Below are 16,832 nucleotides of genomic sequence, written 5' to 3'. Positions count from 1 at the left end.
ACCGAGCAATCTTGGGGCGCCCGTAGCGCCGCCAGGCATCTGCCCGGCACCATTGGCATCTCCACGCGTGGCTGCGTAGTGCCCCCGCCGACTCTGCCATGCCTGCCACAGCGTCCCGCGCATGGCCCGGCTCAGCTGAGCACAACAAAAACGCCAAAGCAGCGCGATCTCCCTGGCCGCGACTGCACCAAAACTAAGCTTGTCGTCCTTCTGCAACGTCCTCGTCCTCGCGTTCGCAATCGTTCCCCCGAGCGAATTACCGCCCACCCTGATCACCAGAAAAAGTGTAATATACCACCCACGGCAAACCACGCAGGTAAATACTGTTGATCAGACCGATCAGACCGATCAGACCGATCAGACTGATCAGACTGATCAGACGATCAACCAACCCGATCCGTCCGATCGGTCCGATCCGTCCGCGAAAAAAGACAGCAGAACCGATCCGTCCGCGATAAAACACAACCCCCATCCTCCCCCTTGCCCCCCGTGCTCCTTCGCGGCTACGCTTGCCAAAAACATTGTTATTCTGTTTCGCGCGAGCCCCCGCTCGGCAAAGCTGGGTTATATTGCTATGTCTGCCGTCTTGAGCATCGGCCGGGCCTTTGCCGGCGGCAGCGACTGCACCTCATTTCACATACGACGACATGGACGAACCCATCAACAAAGCGACCCTGCTGGCACAGATACTTGCAGACCCGACGGCCGCCCTCAAGGCATTCCGGCCAGGCACGATCCCGGTGCAGCTCATCCGCGAACTAGCTTCCGACCACGCTACGTACGACGTGCAGCGTTTCCTCGCGGGCTACCTCGACACGCCCAGCCGCGTCCTCGAAGAGCTCTTCGCCAAAACCAGTAGCATCGAAGTGCTGGCGGCTTTGGCGGAAAACCAGCGCACCCCCAAGACCATCCTGCAGCAGCTGGCGCGCCATGAACGCTCCGAAGTGCGCTGCGCCGTCGCCACCGGCAAGGCCATCAGCCCCCAGACCGCGCTCATCCTCAGCGAAGACCCCGATGCCAATGTCCGCGCCACCCTGGCCGAAAACAGCGCCATCACACCACGCGTGCAGACCATCCTCAGCGACGACCCGGTGCCCTTCGTCCGCGCCAGCCTCCTCAAATCGCCCCGGTTGGACAACGAGATCTATAAAGCCCTCTGCGACGACCGCGATGTCACCGTCCAGGCCAAAGCCCTCCTCGCCCCCCGCATCAGCGCCGACATCCAATTGCAATGGGCCGACACCGACGAGCTCTTCCCCCAGCTGGTCCTGCTGGCCCGCAAACAACTCCCCGACCCCGTCCTCGAATCGCTCTGTCTGAGCACGCATCCCGAGGTGCAGCTCCAGGCTATACCCCGCAAAAACCTCAGCGCCGACGAAATGCTCGGCTTCGCCCGACACCAGGACATCGCCGTGCGCTCGCTGGTCTGCCGGCAGGAAGAATTGCCGGCCATCGTCCAGCAGATTCTCGCCAATGACCCGGAACACGCCGTGCGCATGCAACTGGCCCGCCATCCCCGCCTCAGCCACGACGCCGCGCTCAAGCTCATCAGCTATGGCAATCCCGAGATCATTCTTGCCCTGCTGCAGAACCCGGCGTCGCCGCCGGCGGCCATCGCCGTCCTGGCCGAAACTCACGACCAGCTCGCGCTCAAGCTCCTCGCCGCCCGCCCCAACCTGAACGACGAGCTCATCGCCATCATCCTGCAGTACGCCGATGACGACACCCTCTACCATCTCGCCTTCCGCGGCATCCCCTGTCACGGCATGAGCGCGCTCATCGCGAAGCGCCTCGCCGATCATCCGCTGCCCACCCTGCGCGCACTCGCCGCACAATCCCGGCAACTGCCCGTCGCCATCATCGCCAAACTCAGCCAGGATACCGCCAGCGCCGTCCGCCTTGCCATCGCCAGGCACCCCGACGCGCCCGAAGCAATCCTCCAGCACCTCGTCCTCGACAACGACGACGAGGTCCAGGACGCCGCTTATGACGCTCTGCAGCAGCGCGCCGACGCCGCCCGCCAGCGGGTCATGGCGCGACACCTCAGCACCCCCGAAGACAGCGCCCCAGCCGCTAACGACGACGCCACAGCGCCAGCCAGCGCCGGCGGCATCCTCAAACGCCTCATCCGCAAAGTCACCGGCGACGGCTGACAACCCCATTTTGACATCACGCATCCTCTTATATACCGCATCTCTGGCACCAAGACCAAAAGGAGAACAACATGGCTAAAAAACCGGTTTCAACGGAACCCCTGAGCTTTGTCGAAATCGTCATGCGCGCCGACGCGGAGACCATCAAGGCCGCCTACGAAGCCCGCGTGAAAGTCGACGGACTCCTGGCCGAACGCGACGAGGCCTACCGCCGCATCGCCGAACTCGAAGCGCAGGTCGAGACCGTCATGGGCGAACCCGGCGTCTTCATCTTCCCCGACCCGCCCTACCCCGTCGCCGGCTTCAGCAGCAGCGCCAAAGCCTCCGCCAAAAAGCCTGCCGCCGCGCCCGCGCCACACAAGCCCGCCACCCCAGCACCGGCGCCCACCAGCGACGCCGCCAAGCCCAAACCCGGCGACGCCAAATAACGGCGCCCGCCCCGTAGCGAATCCCCGACTGCAGTTTAGCCGCATCACCAACTGTCCCGGCGTTTACGATCGAATCCCGTCATGAAGATACCCACCGACATCAGCATCATTGACCTCCTCCGCCAGCGCGAGAGCGAGTTTGTCAAGGTGTGGTCCTGCGAGGAAGGCATTCGCCGCCTCTTGGGCATGGTGGACTATCCCTTCCCTGACCCGCCCCCCCTGCCATCGCTGCGCAAGACCAAGAACCGCAAGGCAAGCCGGCAACTCCCCGCCGCCCATGATGATGCCGCGCCTGCGAACACCGCAGGCCCTCCCCCGTCCAAAGCCCCCCTGGCTATCCGCGTCTTGCAGCCACCCGCCGAAAATGCCTACCGGGTGGTCTTCCGCCGCGGCAATGTCGTCGATTCGAGCTTTCAAAATGACCCGGAGCTGATTAAAATACTCCACGGCCTCGATCTGGCGGATTTCACGCTCCTCAGTGTGGAAACTGTGTCCTTCACATCGTTGTCTAACTGGCGTGTCGTCGCCGAATTGTGGAAAAGCGGCGAGTCAGCACTCAAGGAAGAACAACAGGCATGACCTACCAACCGACCATTCGCAGTCCCCGCCGCACCGCGCCACCGCAGACCCCATGGGCGCTCTTTGTCCAGCAGACCCTCCTGCCCTGGTCACGGCTGGTTCGCGTCGCCAATCTCTTTACTGTCTTCGGCGATCCCCTCGCCGGTTTTTTGCTGGCCGCCCTGCTGCTTGGCAGCGGCATCAACCCCTGGCGCCTAATCGCCGTAGCCATCAGCTCGGTGTTCCTCTACGCCTTTGGCACCATCCAGAATGACTGGTGCGATCTGACCGAAGACAGCCGCCATCGCCCCGAACGGCCCCTCCCCAGCAAACAGATCACGCCGGCCGCCGCCGCGCTTGGCGCGCTGGTCTGCGCCGCCGTGGCCCTCTTCTTCGCCTTGCTGCTCGGCCGCTGGCCCTTCTTCGTCGCGCTATTCATCCTCGCGCTGGTCACCGCCTACAATGTCCGCCTCAAGAAAACACTCGGTCCCGGCTCACTGTGCATGGGCCTCTGCCGTGGCGCCAACGTCCTTCTCGGCGCTGCCTGCGTTGGCTTTCCCTTTGGCCTCTTCCCGCTGGTCATTGCCGAAACCATCTATATCACCACGGTCACCTGGCTGGCGGACGGCGAAAACCGGGTGCAAATACCGCACGCCAACGTCTACTACCTGCCCTTGTCGTTCGCCATCGGCGCGCTGGTCAGCCTGCCTTTCCTGCCCGGAGACAGCTACTCCACCGACAGCTGGCTGAGCTTTGTTTGCCTGGTCATGGCGCTCATCGTCACTTTTGGCCTCGCCGCCGCGCTACATAACCGCACGACGCGCCCGGAACGCATGCGCGCCGCCATCGGTCTGTCCATCCGCGCGCTCATCCCCTGGCAGGCCGGGTGGATTGCCCTCTACGGCACGGAAGGCGCGCAGTCCCTGGCCATCATCGTCCTCACCGGCCTGGTCTTCTCGTCCGTCCTCGGCCGCCGCATTTCCATCAGCTGAACCGCGCCACGGCGTCACTGGCATCGCCCACCGGGCGCCCGGCCAAGCACCGCCACACCTACCATGCCCACGACGCCGAAAATACTCGTCATCCAATGCGCCGCCCTCGGCTACGACCTTGCCAGGCAGGACGGCGTCCTCAGCCGGGCCACCGGCATGACCTTCCAGCCACTCAGCCCAGTCTTCCCGGCCGTCACCTGCTGCGCCCAGGCCACCATCCGCTGCGCGACTGCACCACGCGAGCACGGCGTCGTCGCCAATGGCTTCTTCAATCGCCAAAGCCGCCGCGTCGATTTCTGGAATCAGTCCGCCCGCATGATTGACGGCGACAGACTCTGGGCCAATGCCCGCCGCGCTGGCCGCCGCGTCGCCATGATCTGCTACCAGCAGAGCCTCGGCGAAGACGCCGACTTCATCCTCTCGCCGGCGCCTATCCATAAACACCACGGCGGCATGATCGACGCCTGTCAAAGCCGGCCCGACGAGCTCGCCGCCGAACTCACGCACGCCGTGGGCCGCCCTTTCCGCCTTCGCCATTACTGGGGCCCCACCGCCAACAGCCAGTCCAGCCGCTGGATCGCCGACGTCACCGCCGCACTCATGCAGCGCCACGCGCCCGAACTCATCTTCAGCTACCTGCCACACCTCGACTACGCCTTGCAGAAATTCGGCCCGGCGCACCCGGCCAGCGCGGCCGCCATCACCGTCCTGGCCGAATGCCTGCAGCGCCTCGGCGACACCGCCCGCCGCTGCGGCTACGAGCTGCTCATCTGGGGCGACTACGCCATCACCGCCGTCAGCCGGCCGGTCTTCCCCAACCGCGCCCTCCGCGACGCCGGGCTTTTCTGCTGCCGGCAGGTCGGCCGCATGAGCTACCCCAATCTCTATGACTCCCGCGCTTTCGCGATGACCGACCACCAAGTCGCCCATGTCTTCGTTGACGCCCCCGCCGACTTGCCCGCCGCCCGCGCCGCCCTCGCGGCGCTCCCCGGCGTCGAGCGCGTCCAAATCGCCGCCGAAGCCGGCCTGGACCACCCCAACGCCGGCGACCTCGTCCTCACCGCCCAAGCCGACGCGTGGTTCGCCTACCCGTGGTGGACTGACCCCGCCGAAGCGCCCGACTACGCCACCCACGTCGATATCCACAACAAAATCGGCTTCGATCCCTGCGAGCTCTTCTGGGACATTCCCTTCTTGCGCAGCAGCAGCGACGCCAGTAAGCCCCGCGGCAGTCACGGCCGCGGCGACGCCCCGGCCGCGTTCGCCGCCACCACCGGCCTGGCCGAGCTCCTCCACGCCAAGTCCACGCTCGATCTCGCACAAGCACTTAAAGCACGCCTGGACAAGTCGTAGCCGGCAACCTCGCTGCCGCCCCGCCGGTCAGCACGACCTTTCCGCTCAGACTCTTATTTCATCACCGCCCAGCACCAGCAACAACAACAGGCACCATCATGATCATACTCGGCATTGAAAGCAGTTGCGACGAAACGGCCGCCGCCATCGTCCGCGACGGCCACGACGTCCTGGCCAGCACCATCTCTTCGCAGGTCCAGCTCCACGCCGGCTATGGCGGCGTCATCCCCGAACTCGCCGCCCGCGAACACCTCCGCAATATCTCGCCCGTGGTCGACACGGCCCTCGCCAAGGCCGCGATCAGCATCGACCAAATTGAGGGCGTCGCCGTCACCAGCAATCCCGGGCTGATCCCGGCGCTACTGGTCGGCAACGCCTACGCCAAGGGCCTCGCCGCCGCCAAGGACATCCCGCTGGTCGGCATCAACCACTTCATCGCCCACATCTACGGCGCCTTCATCGGCCAGCCCGAACTCCTCGCCGACGCCGCCAACTTCCCCATCCTCGCCCTGGTCGTCTCCGGCGGCCACACCGCCATCGTCGTCATCCAGCCCGATGGTCACGCCCGCATCGTCGGCAGCACCCTCGATGACGCCGCCGGCGAAGCCCTCGACAAAGCCGCCAAAATCCTCGGCCTCGGCTACCCCGGTGGACCCGTCATCGACCGCATCGCCAAAACCGGCAACACCAGCGCCTACGACTTCCCACGCGGCCTCACCGGCGCCGCCGGCAAGGCCGTCAAACCCGAACACCGTTTCGATTTCAGCTTCAGCGGCGTCAAAACCGCCATGCTCTACGCAGTCAAAGACCGCAGTCTCAGCGATCAGGAACTCGCCGACGTCGTCGCCAGCTACCAGGCAGCCGTCATGGGCGTGCTCGTCACCAAGGCCGGCGATGCCGCCCTACACTTCAACACGCCCGTCATCTGCGTCTGCGGCGGCGTCGCCTGCAATAGCTACCTGCGCGAAAAACTCAGTCAGGAAGCCGGCCGCATCGGCCGCAAACTCGTGCTCGCCCCACCCAAATACTGCACCGACAACGCCGCCATGGTCGCCGGTCTCGCCTGGCATTACCTCCGCCACGGCCGCAGCGACGGCCTCGCTATGCCCACCAACGCCCGCCTCGACCACGACCTCGGCATTATCCCCTTCGCACCAAACGCTACCATGCCCGCCAACTAATTCTCTCTGTTCACCGGCTGACATGTACATCTTTCTAGCATTATTACCGATAGCGGCGCCCCTGCTGCTGATGACGCTGTGGCGGGTCGCGCCGGGGAAGGCGCTGGCCTGGTCCTGGCTGGGCACCTGCGTCCTTGGCCTGGCAGTGTGGCGGATGTCGCTGCTGCGGATCATGGCGGCGTCCTTGTTCGGATTGCTGAAAGGCATCGACATCATCCTGATCATTTTTGGCGCGGTGTTGCTGCTGAATATCCTCGACCGCAGCCGCGCAGTACTGACGATAAACCGTACCTTTGCGCACATCTCCCGTGACCGCCGCATCCAAGTGATCATCATCGCCTGGCTGTTCAGCGCCTTCATCGAAGGTGCGTCGGGTTTTGGCGCGGCGCCGGCGCTAGCCGCGCCATTACTGGTCGGCCTGGGTTTTCCGGCCGTGACGGCGGTGGTCGTCGCGCTGATCTGCAACACCCTGCCGGTGCCCTTTGGCGCAGTGGGCATACCCGTGCTCACCGGCTTCAGCACCCTCGAACACAATCTCGACCGCATCGGCATGGCCCACGATGTCTTTGCGGGTGACGTGCTGGAACAACTGACCGGCATCTTCGCCCTCTCGGGAACCTTCCTGCCACTGATCGCAGTGGCCACCATGCTGCTCCTGGCTGGCGATCGGCATTGGCGACGGTCGCTGCTGGAAATCACGCCGCTATGCCTGTTTTCGGGCCTGGCCTACGTCATTCCCTGGCGCTATGCCGCACTGTGGTTCGGACCAGAACTGCCGTCGATGATCGGCGCGGTCGTGGCCTTGCCGCTGGTCATCGGCTGCGTCAAGCTCGGCCTGATGGTCCCGCGGCGAGTATGGGACTTCCCAAACAACGAAAACGCCGCAAGCGCGAAGAATGAGGAACAAACAGCAGAGAACGACAACTCCTCGCCTGCCCACGCCAGCGTAAAATCCGCACCGCCGATGCCCGAGTGGAAAGCCTGGCTGCCCTACGCGTTGATTGCGCTCACGCTGATGCTCACCCGCCTGCCCATGCTGCCCTGCAAAGCGCTGTTGAGCCAGGTATTGCGCGTGGACTTGCCGCCGCTGTTCGGAGTGGCTGGCACGACCTTCCGCTGGTCAGCCCTGAACAATCCGGGCATACTCCCTTTCATGGCCGTGGCGCTGGTCGCCGCACTGCTCTTCGGCATGCGCATCAGAACCCTTTGGCTGCTCGTTCAGTGCTCCGAAAAGCAAGTACGCGGCGCCGCCATCGCCATCGCGGCCAGCGTCGCCATGGTGCAAGTCATGATCTTTTCCGACGTCAATGGCGCCGGCGCGCCGGATATGCTGGCGACAATCGCCAAAGGCGCGTCGGACCTCATGGGCCGCGCCTTCATTGTCGGCTCGCCCTTTATCGGCATGCTCGGAACTTTCCTGTCGGGGTCCTGCACAGTATCGAATATCCTCTTTATTTCCATTCAGTTCGATACGGCTCACCTGCTGGGCATGTCAGAGTCGCTGCTGGCCGCGCTGCAGAATGTCGGCGGTGGCCTGGGCTGTATGATCCGACTGAGCGGCGTGGTCGCAGCCTGCGCCACCGTCAATGCCGCCGGCCAAGAAGCGCGCATCATCATGATCAACTGCGTGCCCGTAATCATCCTAGGCGTCCTGTCCCTCCTCGCCGCCTGGCTGCTCTACCTGAGCTAGCCCCCCTCCAGATGATCCCGCGACAGCCCCTACGTCCCCTACGTCCCCTACGTCCCCTACATCCCATTCGTTCCCAGCCCCCCGCCTCCGGCAAACTTCCCCCGCCCGGGAAAAAAACAAATAGTCTTCCCAGTTTTCCGCTATATCGTACGTTTTCTTACACAATTGCGTCGACGCAAGGCAAAAACAAGTAAAGGAGCTGCAGGGTATGATGTCACGAACGATGGGTCTTTTGGCTGCCTGTTTTCTGTGTGCCGCCGCAGGCCATGCCCAACCAGCGGCGGCGCCTGCCGCGACTGAGCGGCGCTTCGGCGACGAGCGCCTGGCAATCGGCATTGACACCCGCAGCGGCGCCTGGACGGCACTGTGGTACCAGGGTCGCGAAATCGCCCGGGGCCAAGACGGCGCCGGCTTTGATATCAAGCAGGACGACCAGAGCTGGCTCGCGTCAGGCGCTGCCACCCCCGAACTGCTGGCGGTGATTGACGACGGCCCCAACCGCCTACGCACCGAGCAGCGCCTGGGCGCCTGGCGGGTCATCTGCCACTACGAGCTCCTTCCCGCCAAGGGCCAGCTCAAGCGCGCAGTAGACATCATCTGGGACGGCCCAGCCGCCAGCAAAATCCGCGGCTTCGCACTCAAAACGCCATCGCTGCCCTTTGCGGCACCGGGATGGTATTTTCAGCCGGGCGATTTTCCGCCGCGCCGCCGCCTGGCTGCGGACCTGACGCCGGGCTATCGCCAAGGCAATGGCCGCAGTCCCTGGCCAACGCTGGTGGAGCTGTCACCGACGCTGTCGCTCGTCTGGCTGGCAGACGAACTCGTGCCTCACGCGGATACCGGCCACACGCTGGTGGCCGAGCAGGCCGGCGCCCTGGACATCAACATGCAAAGCGGCATTTCCGGCCATGTCCAGCCCGGCGTGCCGCAGCACTTGGGCGATTTCTGGCTGTGGCTGCAGGACAACGACGCCGAAACAGCCCTGCGCCGCCTCCCCGAGTGGTTTCGCGACCGCGGCCAGATCGTCCCCCCCGACCGGCCGTCGTGGGTCCCCCGCGTCACCCTGTACTCCTTCCATCCCGGCGGCAGCATCGGCAGCAACTGGAAAGATTGGGGCGGCTTTGCACCCAGCACCGCGCAACTGCCACGCATGGCCGACCTGGGCTGCAACGCCCTGTGGATACTGCCCGTGGAAGATATCAGCCCCTATCACCCCCGCGATTACTACAAATTCATGGACGGCATCGGCACTGGCGACGAATACCGCCAGCTGGTCCGCGCCGCCAAAGCCCTCGACCTGCGCGTCTGGCAGGACATCGTTCCCCACGGCGGCTCAAATACCTACCCCCGCGCCATCGAACACCCCGAATGGCTCGTCCAAGACGAAGACGGCTCCACCCTGGGTTACTGGTGCTTCGACTTCAACTGGCCATCGTGGGTCGACTACATGAAGGGCGTCGCCCGCCATTACGTCCGCGACTACGGTATCGACGGCTACCGCATCGACGCCTGTAGCGGCAGCAAGATCCCCAATTGGAATCCAGCCATACCCTACGCCCGCGCCAGCATGGCCCGCAGCCAGGGCGGCCTGGCCATGCAACGCGCCATCCGCGAAGGCGTCCGCGAACTCCAGGCCGAAGGCAGCACCCTCGCCGAAGTCGGCGGCGGCCTTTTCGGGGTGGTCAGCGACGCCATTTATGATTTCGCCATGTGCTACTCGATCTTCCCAGCCATGCGCGCGACCGACCCCACGCAATTCGGCACCAATCTCCGCCGCTGGCTGCACGAACAGCAGTACAGCAACGTGCCGGATCTGGTCTCCCTGCGCCATATCGAAAGCCACGACAGTCTCCGCGCCGAACTGCAGTACGGCCCTGCCCCCATGCGCGCGGCACTCGCCGTCACCGCCTGGATCAAAGGCATGCCCATGCTCTACCAAGACGGCGAAGACGGCCACGGCCCCGTCATCAAAAAAATCTTCGCCCTGCGCAATGGCCTCTACGAACAGGACACGACCACCGTCGATTACCTGGCGGTGACGACACCCGCCGGTGTCTTTGCCTGTCTGCGCCAGGCCGAACTGCCCGCACAACCCAGCGGCGCGTTTGCTTGGGAAAAACGCGGCGGCTGGCGCGCCAGCGTCGCCCTGGTCAATTTCAATCCCGTGGAGACCGCAGGCGTCATTTCACTGCCCCTGTCGGCCCTGCCGGCAGCGCTGCAGCAGGAGAAGAGCTGCCGCGATCTGTGGAGCGGCCAGGTTCTCGCCCTGCGGCCATCAGCCGATGGCCAGGCGTTGGAAACCGACCTGCGCCTACCGCCCTTCGGCATGGCCATGCTCCGCCTGGGCAGCCTCGAACAGCCGCCCATGCCGGCGACAACGCTGACCGCCGCGCCACGCCTGCTCCCCTTCAATCTCCGCCTGATCGACAGCATCGGCAAACATCACGAGCTCAATGACGCGCTCAACGCCGCCGGCGAAGTCCGCCACCGCGTCCAAGACCACACGTGGACCGTCACGCAAAAACGCCTCGCCGACGGCTCCCTGCAGATCACGGCCAGCGCACCCGCCGGCATGAGGGAGCCCAGCGGCCTCCTGCTGCGCCTGCCCATCGCGGCAGACGAACCCTGCGACTGGCTGGCACAGGCCGCCGCCGGCGTCTGGGAAGACCGCTTCCGCACCCGCCACCCGCATTTCGACGGCGTCGTGCGCAATATCTATCACCACCTCCAGGGCGGCAATGTGCTGTGGAACAGCCTCCAGAATCCCTTCGGTTTCAGCGCCAACGAAGCGCGGCTGGCCTTCCGTACCGCCAACGGCAGCCTGGAACTGGCCTTCGCGCCCGACGCGCAGCCCGCACTGGCCAGCATCCTCGACCGCGTCGGCGACGACCACGCGCCCCACGTCTTCATGCGCTGGGGCATCGGCGATGACGCCATCGGTAACGCCGTCCGCAGCTTCACCTTCACCCTACGCCAGGCCACCCCGCCAGCGACGGCCGCACCCTCCGGCACGAGCGACCCGCGCCTGCAGCCCATGGCCGGCGGCTGGTGTTTTGACAACGGCGCCCTGCGCCTGCTCATCAGCAACAGCGGCATCGTCAGCAGCCATGAAGTCCGCAGTGCCGATGGCAAGTGGCAAAAGCTCTCCGGCGCCTACCAGCTTTACACCGACGCCGGCTACGCCGAGGAAGGCACCCGCTTCCAGGCCCTCGATGACGTGGAAACCTTCGCCCGCTTCACCCGCGACCCCGACGGCACCCTCCACCTGGCCTTCAGCGGCACCATGCGCGGCCGCGGCCGCTTCGACCTCATGCGCCTCCCCATCGATTATGTCACCGAATACACGCTGGGCGCCGGCACTGGCTTCGGCTTCGCCTGGGCCGCCCGACCCAGAAACGCCTCGCAGGGCAAGCGGGTATTCGTCGCCATGCAACAGCAGCTCAACAACTGCGCCAGCGTCGAATTCCTCCGCGACGGCCAACGCGTGGCCATCGGCAATGCCAGCAAAAATCGCGAGGCCGAAACCAAACTCATCGCCAACGCGCCGCTGCCCGACACCATTGTCCTGCGCGACAACAGCGGCGCCGCGCGCCTGCGCTACACGCAGATGCGCTGGGACGGCCCCCAGCCCGAGAATCTCTTCATCCACGGCCAGGCCCTGTACCTCGCCTGGCATGACGGCGACGCCGCCCATGACCACATCGGCCAATGGCGCCGCGCCAGCGCCTGGATCGCCCCCAGCGACGCCACGCCAGCCCCCACCACCCAGCCACTGGCCACGCTGGCACTGCCCGCACTCAATGCCAGCAGTAACGGCTTACTCAGCGACCCCAGCTTCGAGCATGGCTCGCTCAACTACTGGTACCGGCGGCTGGTACAACTGCAAAGCCGCGCCAGCACCTGGAGCGTGCCCACCGGCGGCAGCGTCACCGCCGATACCGTCCACAGCGGCGCCGCCGCCGCCGCCATCGTCGGCGCCTCGGGCCAATACCGCCTGTTCACCCAGACGCTGTCCGTCAACACCTTCAAGCCCGGCACGACCTGGCGCCTCAGCTGCTGGGCCCGCGGCGAAGACATCCGCCCCGGCCCCGACGCCTGGATGGGCGCCGTCCTGCGCTTCGCCGCCCAACTACGACAGGACGACGGCCGCAACATCACTCGCTACGGCGAAGTAAAAATGCCCATGGGGTCTTTTGCCTGGCAGCATTTTGTAGTAGAATGGACCGCGCCGGAAAATGTCACGGGATTATCCATTCAGGCCGGCCTGAATGGCAATGAGGGCCGTCTATGGCTTGACGACCTTATTCTGGAACCAGTGAAATAGAAAAGGAATGTGCTCATGACCTTGCGGAAAAAATGCTTTACCCTCATCGAGTTGCTGGTGGTGATCGCGATCATCGCGATTCTCGCGGCGATGCTGCTGCCGGCGCTCTCCAAGGCCCGCAGCAAGGCCCGGGCCATCACCTGCGTAAATAACCTCAAGCAGATCGGCACCGCCGCCCTGATGTACGTCAGTGATTTTGACGACTATTTGCTGCCGCCGGTGGACAACAACAAGGTCTACGGCATCCACCTCTATACAGCCAACTACCACTGGGACTACGTCTTTGCCAACAGCTACATGGGCATCACCAAGTCCTCTGCCGCCAAGCATCAGAACACCCCCTTCCGTTGTCCGGACGAGCCCAACCGCGCCGACGCCGGCAGCGCCCAGCAGCGCAGCTACGCCGTGCCTTACTGCCTCACCCTGCCGCAAGTCAAGGACACGCCGACCTACCACAAAATCAGCGACTACCCCGAGCCCAGCCGCTACCTGGTCGTCACCGAAGTCGACTCCGTCGCCGCCAATCTCCGCTTCTACCCGAGCCAGTCAGACCAAGAAAAAAACCGATTCAAAGGCGCGTCCATTGGCAGTTCGGGCTCGACCTCCGAAGCCGTCTTCTGGTCCTCGCAGACCATCGGCTTCCTCAACCACGCCGACGAAATGCTCAATATCCTCTGCATGGACGGCCATGTCGACCGCCGTAAAGAGTGGAAAGGCAAGCGCACGAACATTTCCTTCGGCCAATACACCGACGCCAAGACTCGCGGCGGTTATATTGATATCGGCAACTGAGCCGCTACCAGCAACGTGATATCCCATGCCGCACCGGCGGCAACCGAGGACAACAGGCTCAGCACTGCGGCTGACGCGCTGTTGTCCTTACGTTTCTCCTGCCAAAAAGCCACCCCCACGCGGCACACAATGAATGAGTACAAAGGACCTATGGCAAACACAATCATTTTATTCGTCTGCGGCACCAACCGCCGCCGCAGCCCCATGGCCGCAGCCTATTTCCAACGGCGACTCGCAGAAATCGGCGTCACCGGCGTCGGCGTCGAATCCGCCGGCATCCACACTCGCCGACAGGAAATGGTCGACCGCGGCGCCGTCGACGCCTTGGCCAACATCGGCTTGGAACCACTCCAACTCGGCGTCCGCCAACTCACGCCCAAACAGGCCAACTGCGCCAGTCTCATCGTCTGCATGACCAGTGACCAGCTCGCCGCCGTCGAAAAGAAAATCCCGACCGTCTCCCGCAAACTCCGCACCTTGCTAAGCATCATCAACTCCGATCGCCAGATCTTCGACCCGAAGGAAAATGACGTCGGCGGCCACGCGCGCTGCCTCGATTTGATGCGCCCCGCCCTGGACGCCCTCGCCGAACGCCTTGGCTAACACCTACGGCTGCAACGCCGCTGGTAGCGCCCTCTCCCCAACCGAGAAAGACAGGATCATGAGCACAAACATCAGCATCAGCACGGTCGGCGCCAATTTTGAACGCGAAGCGCTGCAGCGGCCCTTCGGTTTCAAAGGCGGCTACATGCGGGAGATCTGGCAGAGCGTCGCCGGCCTGGAAAGCGCCAGCGGTCGCCGCGCCATCGGCCTCAATTCCCAAAGCGTGCTGTGGTCGGACGCCGATGTCTTCAGCCACCACACCGAAGCCGCCGGCAACAGCCTGATGTTCGCCATGACCGAATTCGCCATCCAGCGCGCCAAAGGCATGCGTTTCAGCACGCCCTTCGAGCTGCTCGACGCACTCCTCAAGCCCACTTGGGACTACGGCAAGGCCATCACCGGCAAGCCCGACCTGCGCCAGACGTTCGCCCTCAATGCCCTCGTCGGCGTCGATGCCGCCGCCTGGCTCCTCTACGCCCGCGAAAATGGCATCAGCAGTTTTGACGACATGATCCCGGCCCGCTACCGCCCCATCCTCGCACAGCACCATGACCGCGTCGCCTGCATTCCCCTCATGGCCTACGGCATTCCCATCGACGACGTCGTCCGCCACGTCGAAGAAGGCTATTTCTTCCTGAAAGTCAAAATCGGCTCGGACCCCGACCACGACGGCGACCGCGAGAAGATGCTGCGCTGGGACATGGCGCGCATCGCGGCCATCCACGAGGCCATCGGCAAACGCGGCACGCCCTACACCGCCAACGGCAAAATCCCCTACTACTTCGATGCCAATGGCCGTTATGACAGCAAGGACCGCCTCCGCCGCCTCCTCGACCACTGCGCCGCCATCGGTGCCTTGGAACAGATCGCCATCGTAGAAGAACCCTTCCCGGAAGAGTACCGAGTCGATGTCAGCGACCTCGGCGTACGCATTGCGGCGGACGAAAGCGCGCATTGCGACCACGATGTCGCCGAGCGCATCGCCCTCGGCTACGGCGCCATCGCCCTCAAACCCATCGCCAAGACCCTCAGCATGACCCTGCGCATCGCCGAGGTGGCCGCCAAGGCCAAGGTGCCCATGTTCTGCGCCGACCTGACCGTCGGCCCCATCCAGGTCGACTGGAACAAAAGTGTCGCCGCCCGGCTGCCGCCACTGCCCGGCATGACCATCGGCGTCGTTGAAACCAACGGCCACCAGAACTACCGCCGCTGGGCCGAACTGCAGCAGTTCCACCCGGCCGCTGGCGCCCCCTGGACCAGCGTCAAAAACGGCTGCTTCGAACTTACACCAGAATTTTATGACCGCAGCGCCGGCATCCTCGATGACTCCCAGCATTATAGTGACCTGGTCTTTCCCAAATAAGCCCCGACGAACCACATAACACTCCCCTACAAGCTCAAGATGACAAGTCAATGGCCCACTAGCGCTCCGCGCGCGCTCCGCGCTCCGGCGTGAAACCGGGCCGCCAACCCGCACAGCCACAAGGAGACGACAAGCCCATGCAGATGGTAACCCCACAGATAGAAAACTTCCTGGCCAACTCGTCGATGATCCGCCGCATGTTCGAAGCAGCTATTGAACTGCGCAAGAAATACGGCGCCGACGCCGTGTGCGACTTCAGCCTGGGCAATCCCGACCTCGTGCCGCCGCCAGCCATCGTCAACGGCCTGCGCGATCTGGTCGGCCAAGTCGAACGGCCCGGCGGTCTCGGCTACATGCCCAACGCCGGCTACCCTGATGTCCGCGAAAAACTCGCCGAGTACCTCGCCCGCGAACAGCAGATGCCCTTGCAGTCCGAACACGTCATCATCACCTGCGGCGCCGCCGGCGGCATCAACGCCTTCTTCCGCGCCGTGCTTGAAGCCGGCGACGAAGTCGTCTGCCCCGCGCCCTATTTCGTCGAATACGGCTTCTACGCGGGCAACTACGGCGGCGTACTCAAACCAGTAAAGTCCACGCCAGGCGACTTCCGCCTTGATCTGGCCGGCCTGGAAGCCGCCATCAACGACAAGACCCGCGTCATGCTGGTCAATTCGCCCAACAACCCCAGCGGCGCCGTCTACAGCGCCGACGAACTGCAGCAGCTCAGCGCTATCCTCAACCGCGCCACCGCAAAATACGGCCGGCCCATCTACCTGCTTTCGGACGAGCCCTACCGCTTCCTGGCCTTCGACGGCATAGACGTACCGGCAATCCTGCCGCTCTACCCGTACTCGCTGGTCATCGGCTCCTTCTCCAAAAACCTGGCGTTGGCCGGCGAGCGGGTGGGCTACATTGCCACTAACCCGACCATGCCCGGCGTCCAGCAGCTCATGGCCGCGCTGACCCTGACCAACCGCATCCTCGGCTACGTCAACGCACCCTGCATCGGCCAGCGCCTGATGCTGGCCGCACTGGGCACCCAGGCCGACGCCAGCGCCTACGTCCGCCGCCGCCAGAAAATGGCCAGCGTCCTCAGCGACGCCGGCATCGACTACACGCTCCCCGCCGGCACCTTCTACTTCTTCCCCAAGGTACCCGGCAATGTCACCGACACCGAATTCGTAGCCATGCTCACCGAAGAACGCATCCTCGCCGTCCCCGGCAGCGGCTTCGGCTACCCCGGCTACTTCCGCCTCGCCCTCTGCGTCGATGAACGCTTCATCGACCAGGCCCGCCCCGGCTTCATCGCCGCCGCCAAACGCGCCCGCGCCGCCAAATAAACACGGCACCCGCACGACACGACACCGTTCGACACAACGCCACATATAACGAGCG

The 16,832-nt window shown here is 64.5% G+C and carries 13 protein-coding genes; 12 read left to right on the top strand and 1 reads right to left on the bottom strand.

Annotation, left to right across the window (positions count from 1 at the left end; genetic code table 11):
- Positions 1 to 256: 256 nt before the first annotated feature.
- On the bottom strand, positions 257 to 463 hold the full coding sequence (locus J3R75_RS11950) for a hypothetical protein (RefSeq protein ID WP_307261826.1): 207 nt from the start codon (positions 461 to 463) through the stop codon (positions 257 to 259).
- Between the two features lie 184 nt (positions 464 to 647).
- Between J3R75_RS11950 and J3R75_RS11945 the strand changes: the two genes are divergently transcribed.
- The 12 genes from J3R75_RS11945 to J3R75_RS11890 all read left to right on the top strand — a co-directional run bounded on the left by J3R75_RS11945 (position 648) and on the right by J3R75_RS11890 (position 16,777).
- On the top strand, positions 648 to 2,153 hold the full coding sequence (locus J3R75_RS11945; RefSeq protein ID WP_307261824.1) for a hypothetical protein: 1,506 nt from the start codon (positions 648 to 650) through the stop codon (positions 2,151 to 2,153).
- Between the two features lie 71 nt (positions 2,154 to 2,224).
- Positions 2,225 to 2,581 (top strand): hypothetical protein, encoded by a 357-nt coding sequence (locus tag J3R75_RS11940; protein ID WP_307261823.1) that lies wholly within the window; start codon positions 2,225 to 2,227, stop codon positions 2,579 to 2,581.
- Between the two features lie 81 nt (positions 2,582 to 2,662).
- Positions 2,663 to 3,160 (top strand): hypothetical protein, encoded by a 498-nt coding sequence (locus tag J3R75_RS11935; RefSeq protein ID WP_307261821.1) that lies wholly within the window; start codon positions 2,663 to 2,665, stop codon positions 3,158 to 3,160.
- Complete coding sequence (locus tag J3R75_RS11930; protein ID WP_307261819.1) at positions 3,157 to 4,131, top strand: UbiA family prenyltransferase; 975 nt, start codon at positions 3,157 to 3,159, stop codon at positions 4,129 to 4,131. The genes J3R75_RS11935 and J3R75_RS11930 overlap by 4 nt, the downstream gene beginning before the upstream one ends.
- A gap of 63 nt (positions 4,132 to 4,194) precedes the next feature.
- Positions 4,195 to 5,484: an alkaline phosphatase family protein gene (locus J3R75_RS11925; protein ID WP_307261817.1), complete on the top strand. Its 1,290-nt coding sequence runs from the start codon at positions 4,195 to 4,197 to the stop codon at positions 5,482 to 5,484.
- 98 nt (positions 5,485 to 5,582) lie between these two features.
- The gene (tsaD, locus tag J3R75_RS11920; protein ID WP_307261815.1) at positions 5,583 to 6,665 is read left to right on the top strand and encodes a tRNA (adenosine(37)-N6)-threonylcarbamoyltransferase complex transferase subunit TsaD; all 1,083 of its coding nucleotides are present in this window, start codon (positions 5,583 to 5,585) and stop codon (positions 6,663 to 6,665) included.
- A 22-nt stretch (positions 6,666 to 6,687) separates the two neighbouring features.
- Positions 6,688 to 8,355 carry an L-lactate permease gene (locus J3R75_RS11915; RefSeq protein WP_307261813.1) on the top strand — a complete coding sequence of 556 codons (1,668 nt, stop codon included), beginning with the start codon at positions 6,688 to 6,690 and terminating at the stop codon, positions 8,353 to 8,355.
- A 208-nt stretch (positions 8,356 to 8,563) separates the two neighbouring features.
- Positions 8,564 to 12,679 (top strand): alpha-amylase family glycosyl hydrolase, encoded by a 4,116-nt coding sequence (locus J3R75_RS11910; protein WP_307261811.1) that lies wholly within the window; start codon positions 8,564 to 8,566, stop codon positions 12,677 to 12,679.
- 15 nt (positions 12,680 to 12,694) lie between these two features.
- On the top strand, positions 12,695 to 13,471 hold the full coding sequence (locus J3R75_RS11905) for a DUF1559 family PulG-like putative transporter (RefSeq protein ID WP_307261810.1): 777 nt from the start codon (positions 12,695 to 12,697) through the stop codon (positions 13,469 to 13,471).
- A gap of 150 nt (positions 13,472 to 13,621) precedes the next feature.
- The gene (locus tag J3R75_RS11900; RefSeq protein WP_307261808.1) at positions 13,622 to 14,074 is read left to right on the top strand and encodes an arsenate-mycothiol transferase ArsC; all 453 of its coding nucleotides are present in this window, start codon (positions 13,622 to 13,624) and stop codon (positions 14,072 to 14,074) included.
- 58 nt (positions 14,075 to 14,132) lie between these two features.
- Complete coding sequence (locus J3R75_RS11895; protein ID WP_307261806.1) at positions 14,133 to 15,437, top strand: enolase C-terminal domain-like protein; 1,305 nt, start codon at positions 14,133 to 14,135, stop codon at positions 15,435 to 15,437.
- 137 nt (positions 15,438 to 15,574) lie between these two features.
- On the top strand, positions 15,575 to 16,777 hold the full coding sequence (locus J3R75_RS11890; protein WP_307261804.1) for a pyridoxal phosphate-dependent aminotransferase: 1,203 nt from the start codon (positions 15,575 to 15,577) through the stop codon (positions 16,775 to 16,777).
- Positions 16,778 to 16,832 lie beyond the last annotated feature (55 nt).

It is taken from the genome of Oligosphaera ethanolica, assembly GCF_030814695.1.
GTDB classification, from domain to species: domain Bacteria; phylum Verrucomicrobiota; class Lentisphaeria; order Oligosphaerales; family Oligosphaeraceae; genus Oligosphaera; species Oligosphaera ethanolica.
This window is presented reverse-complemented; position numbering and strand designations above follow the sequence as displayed.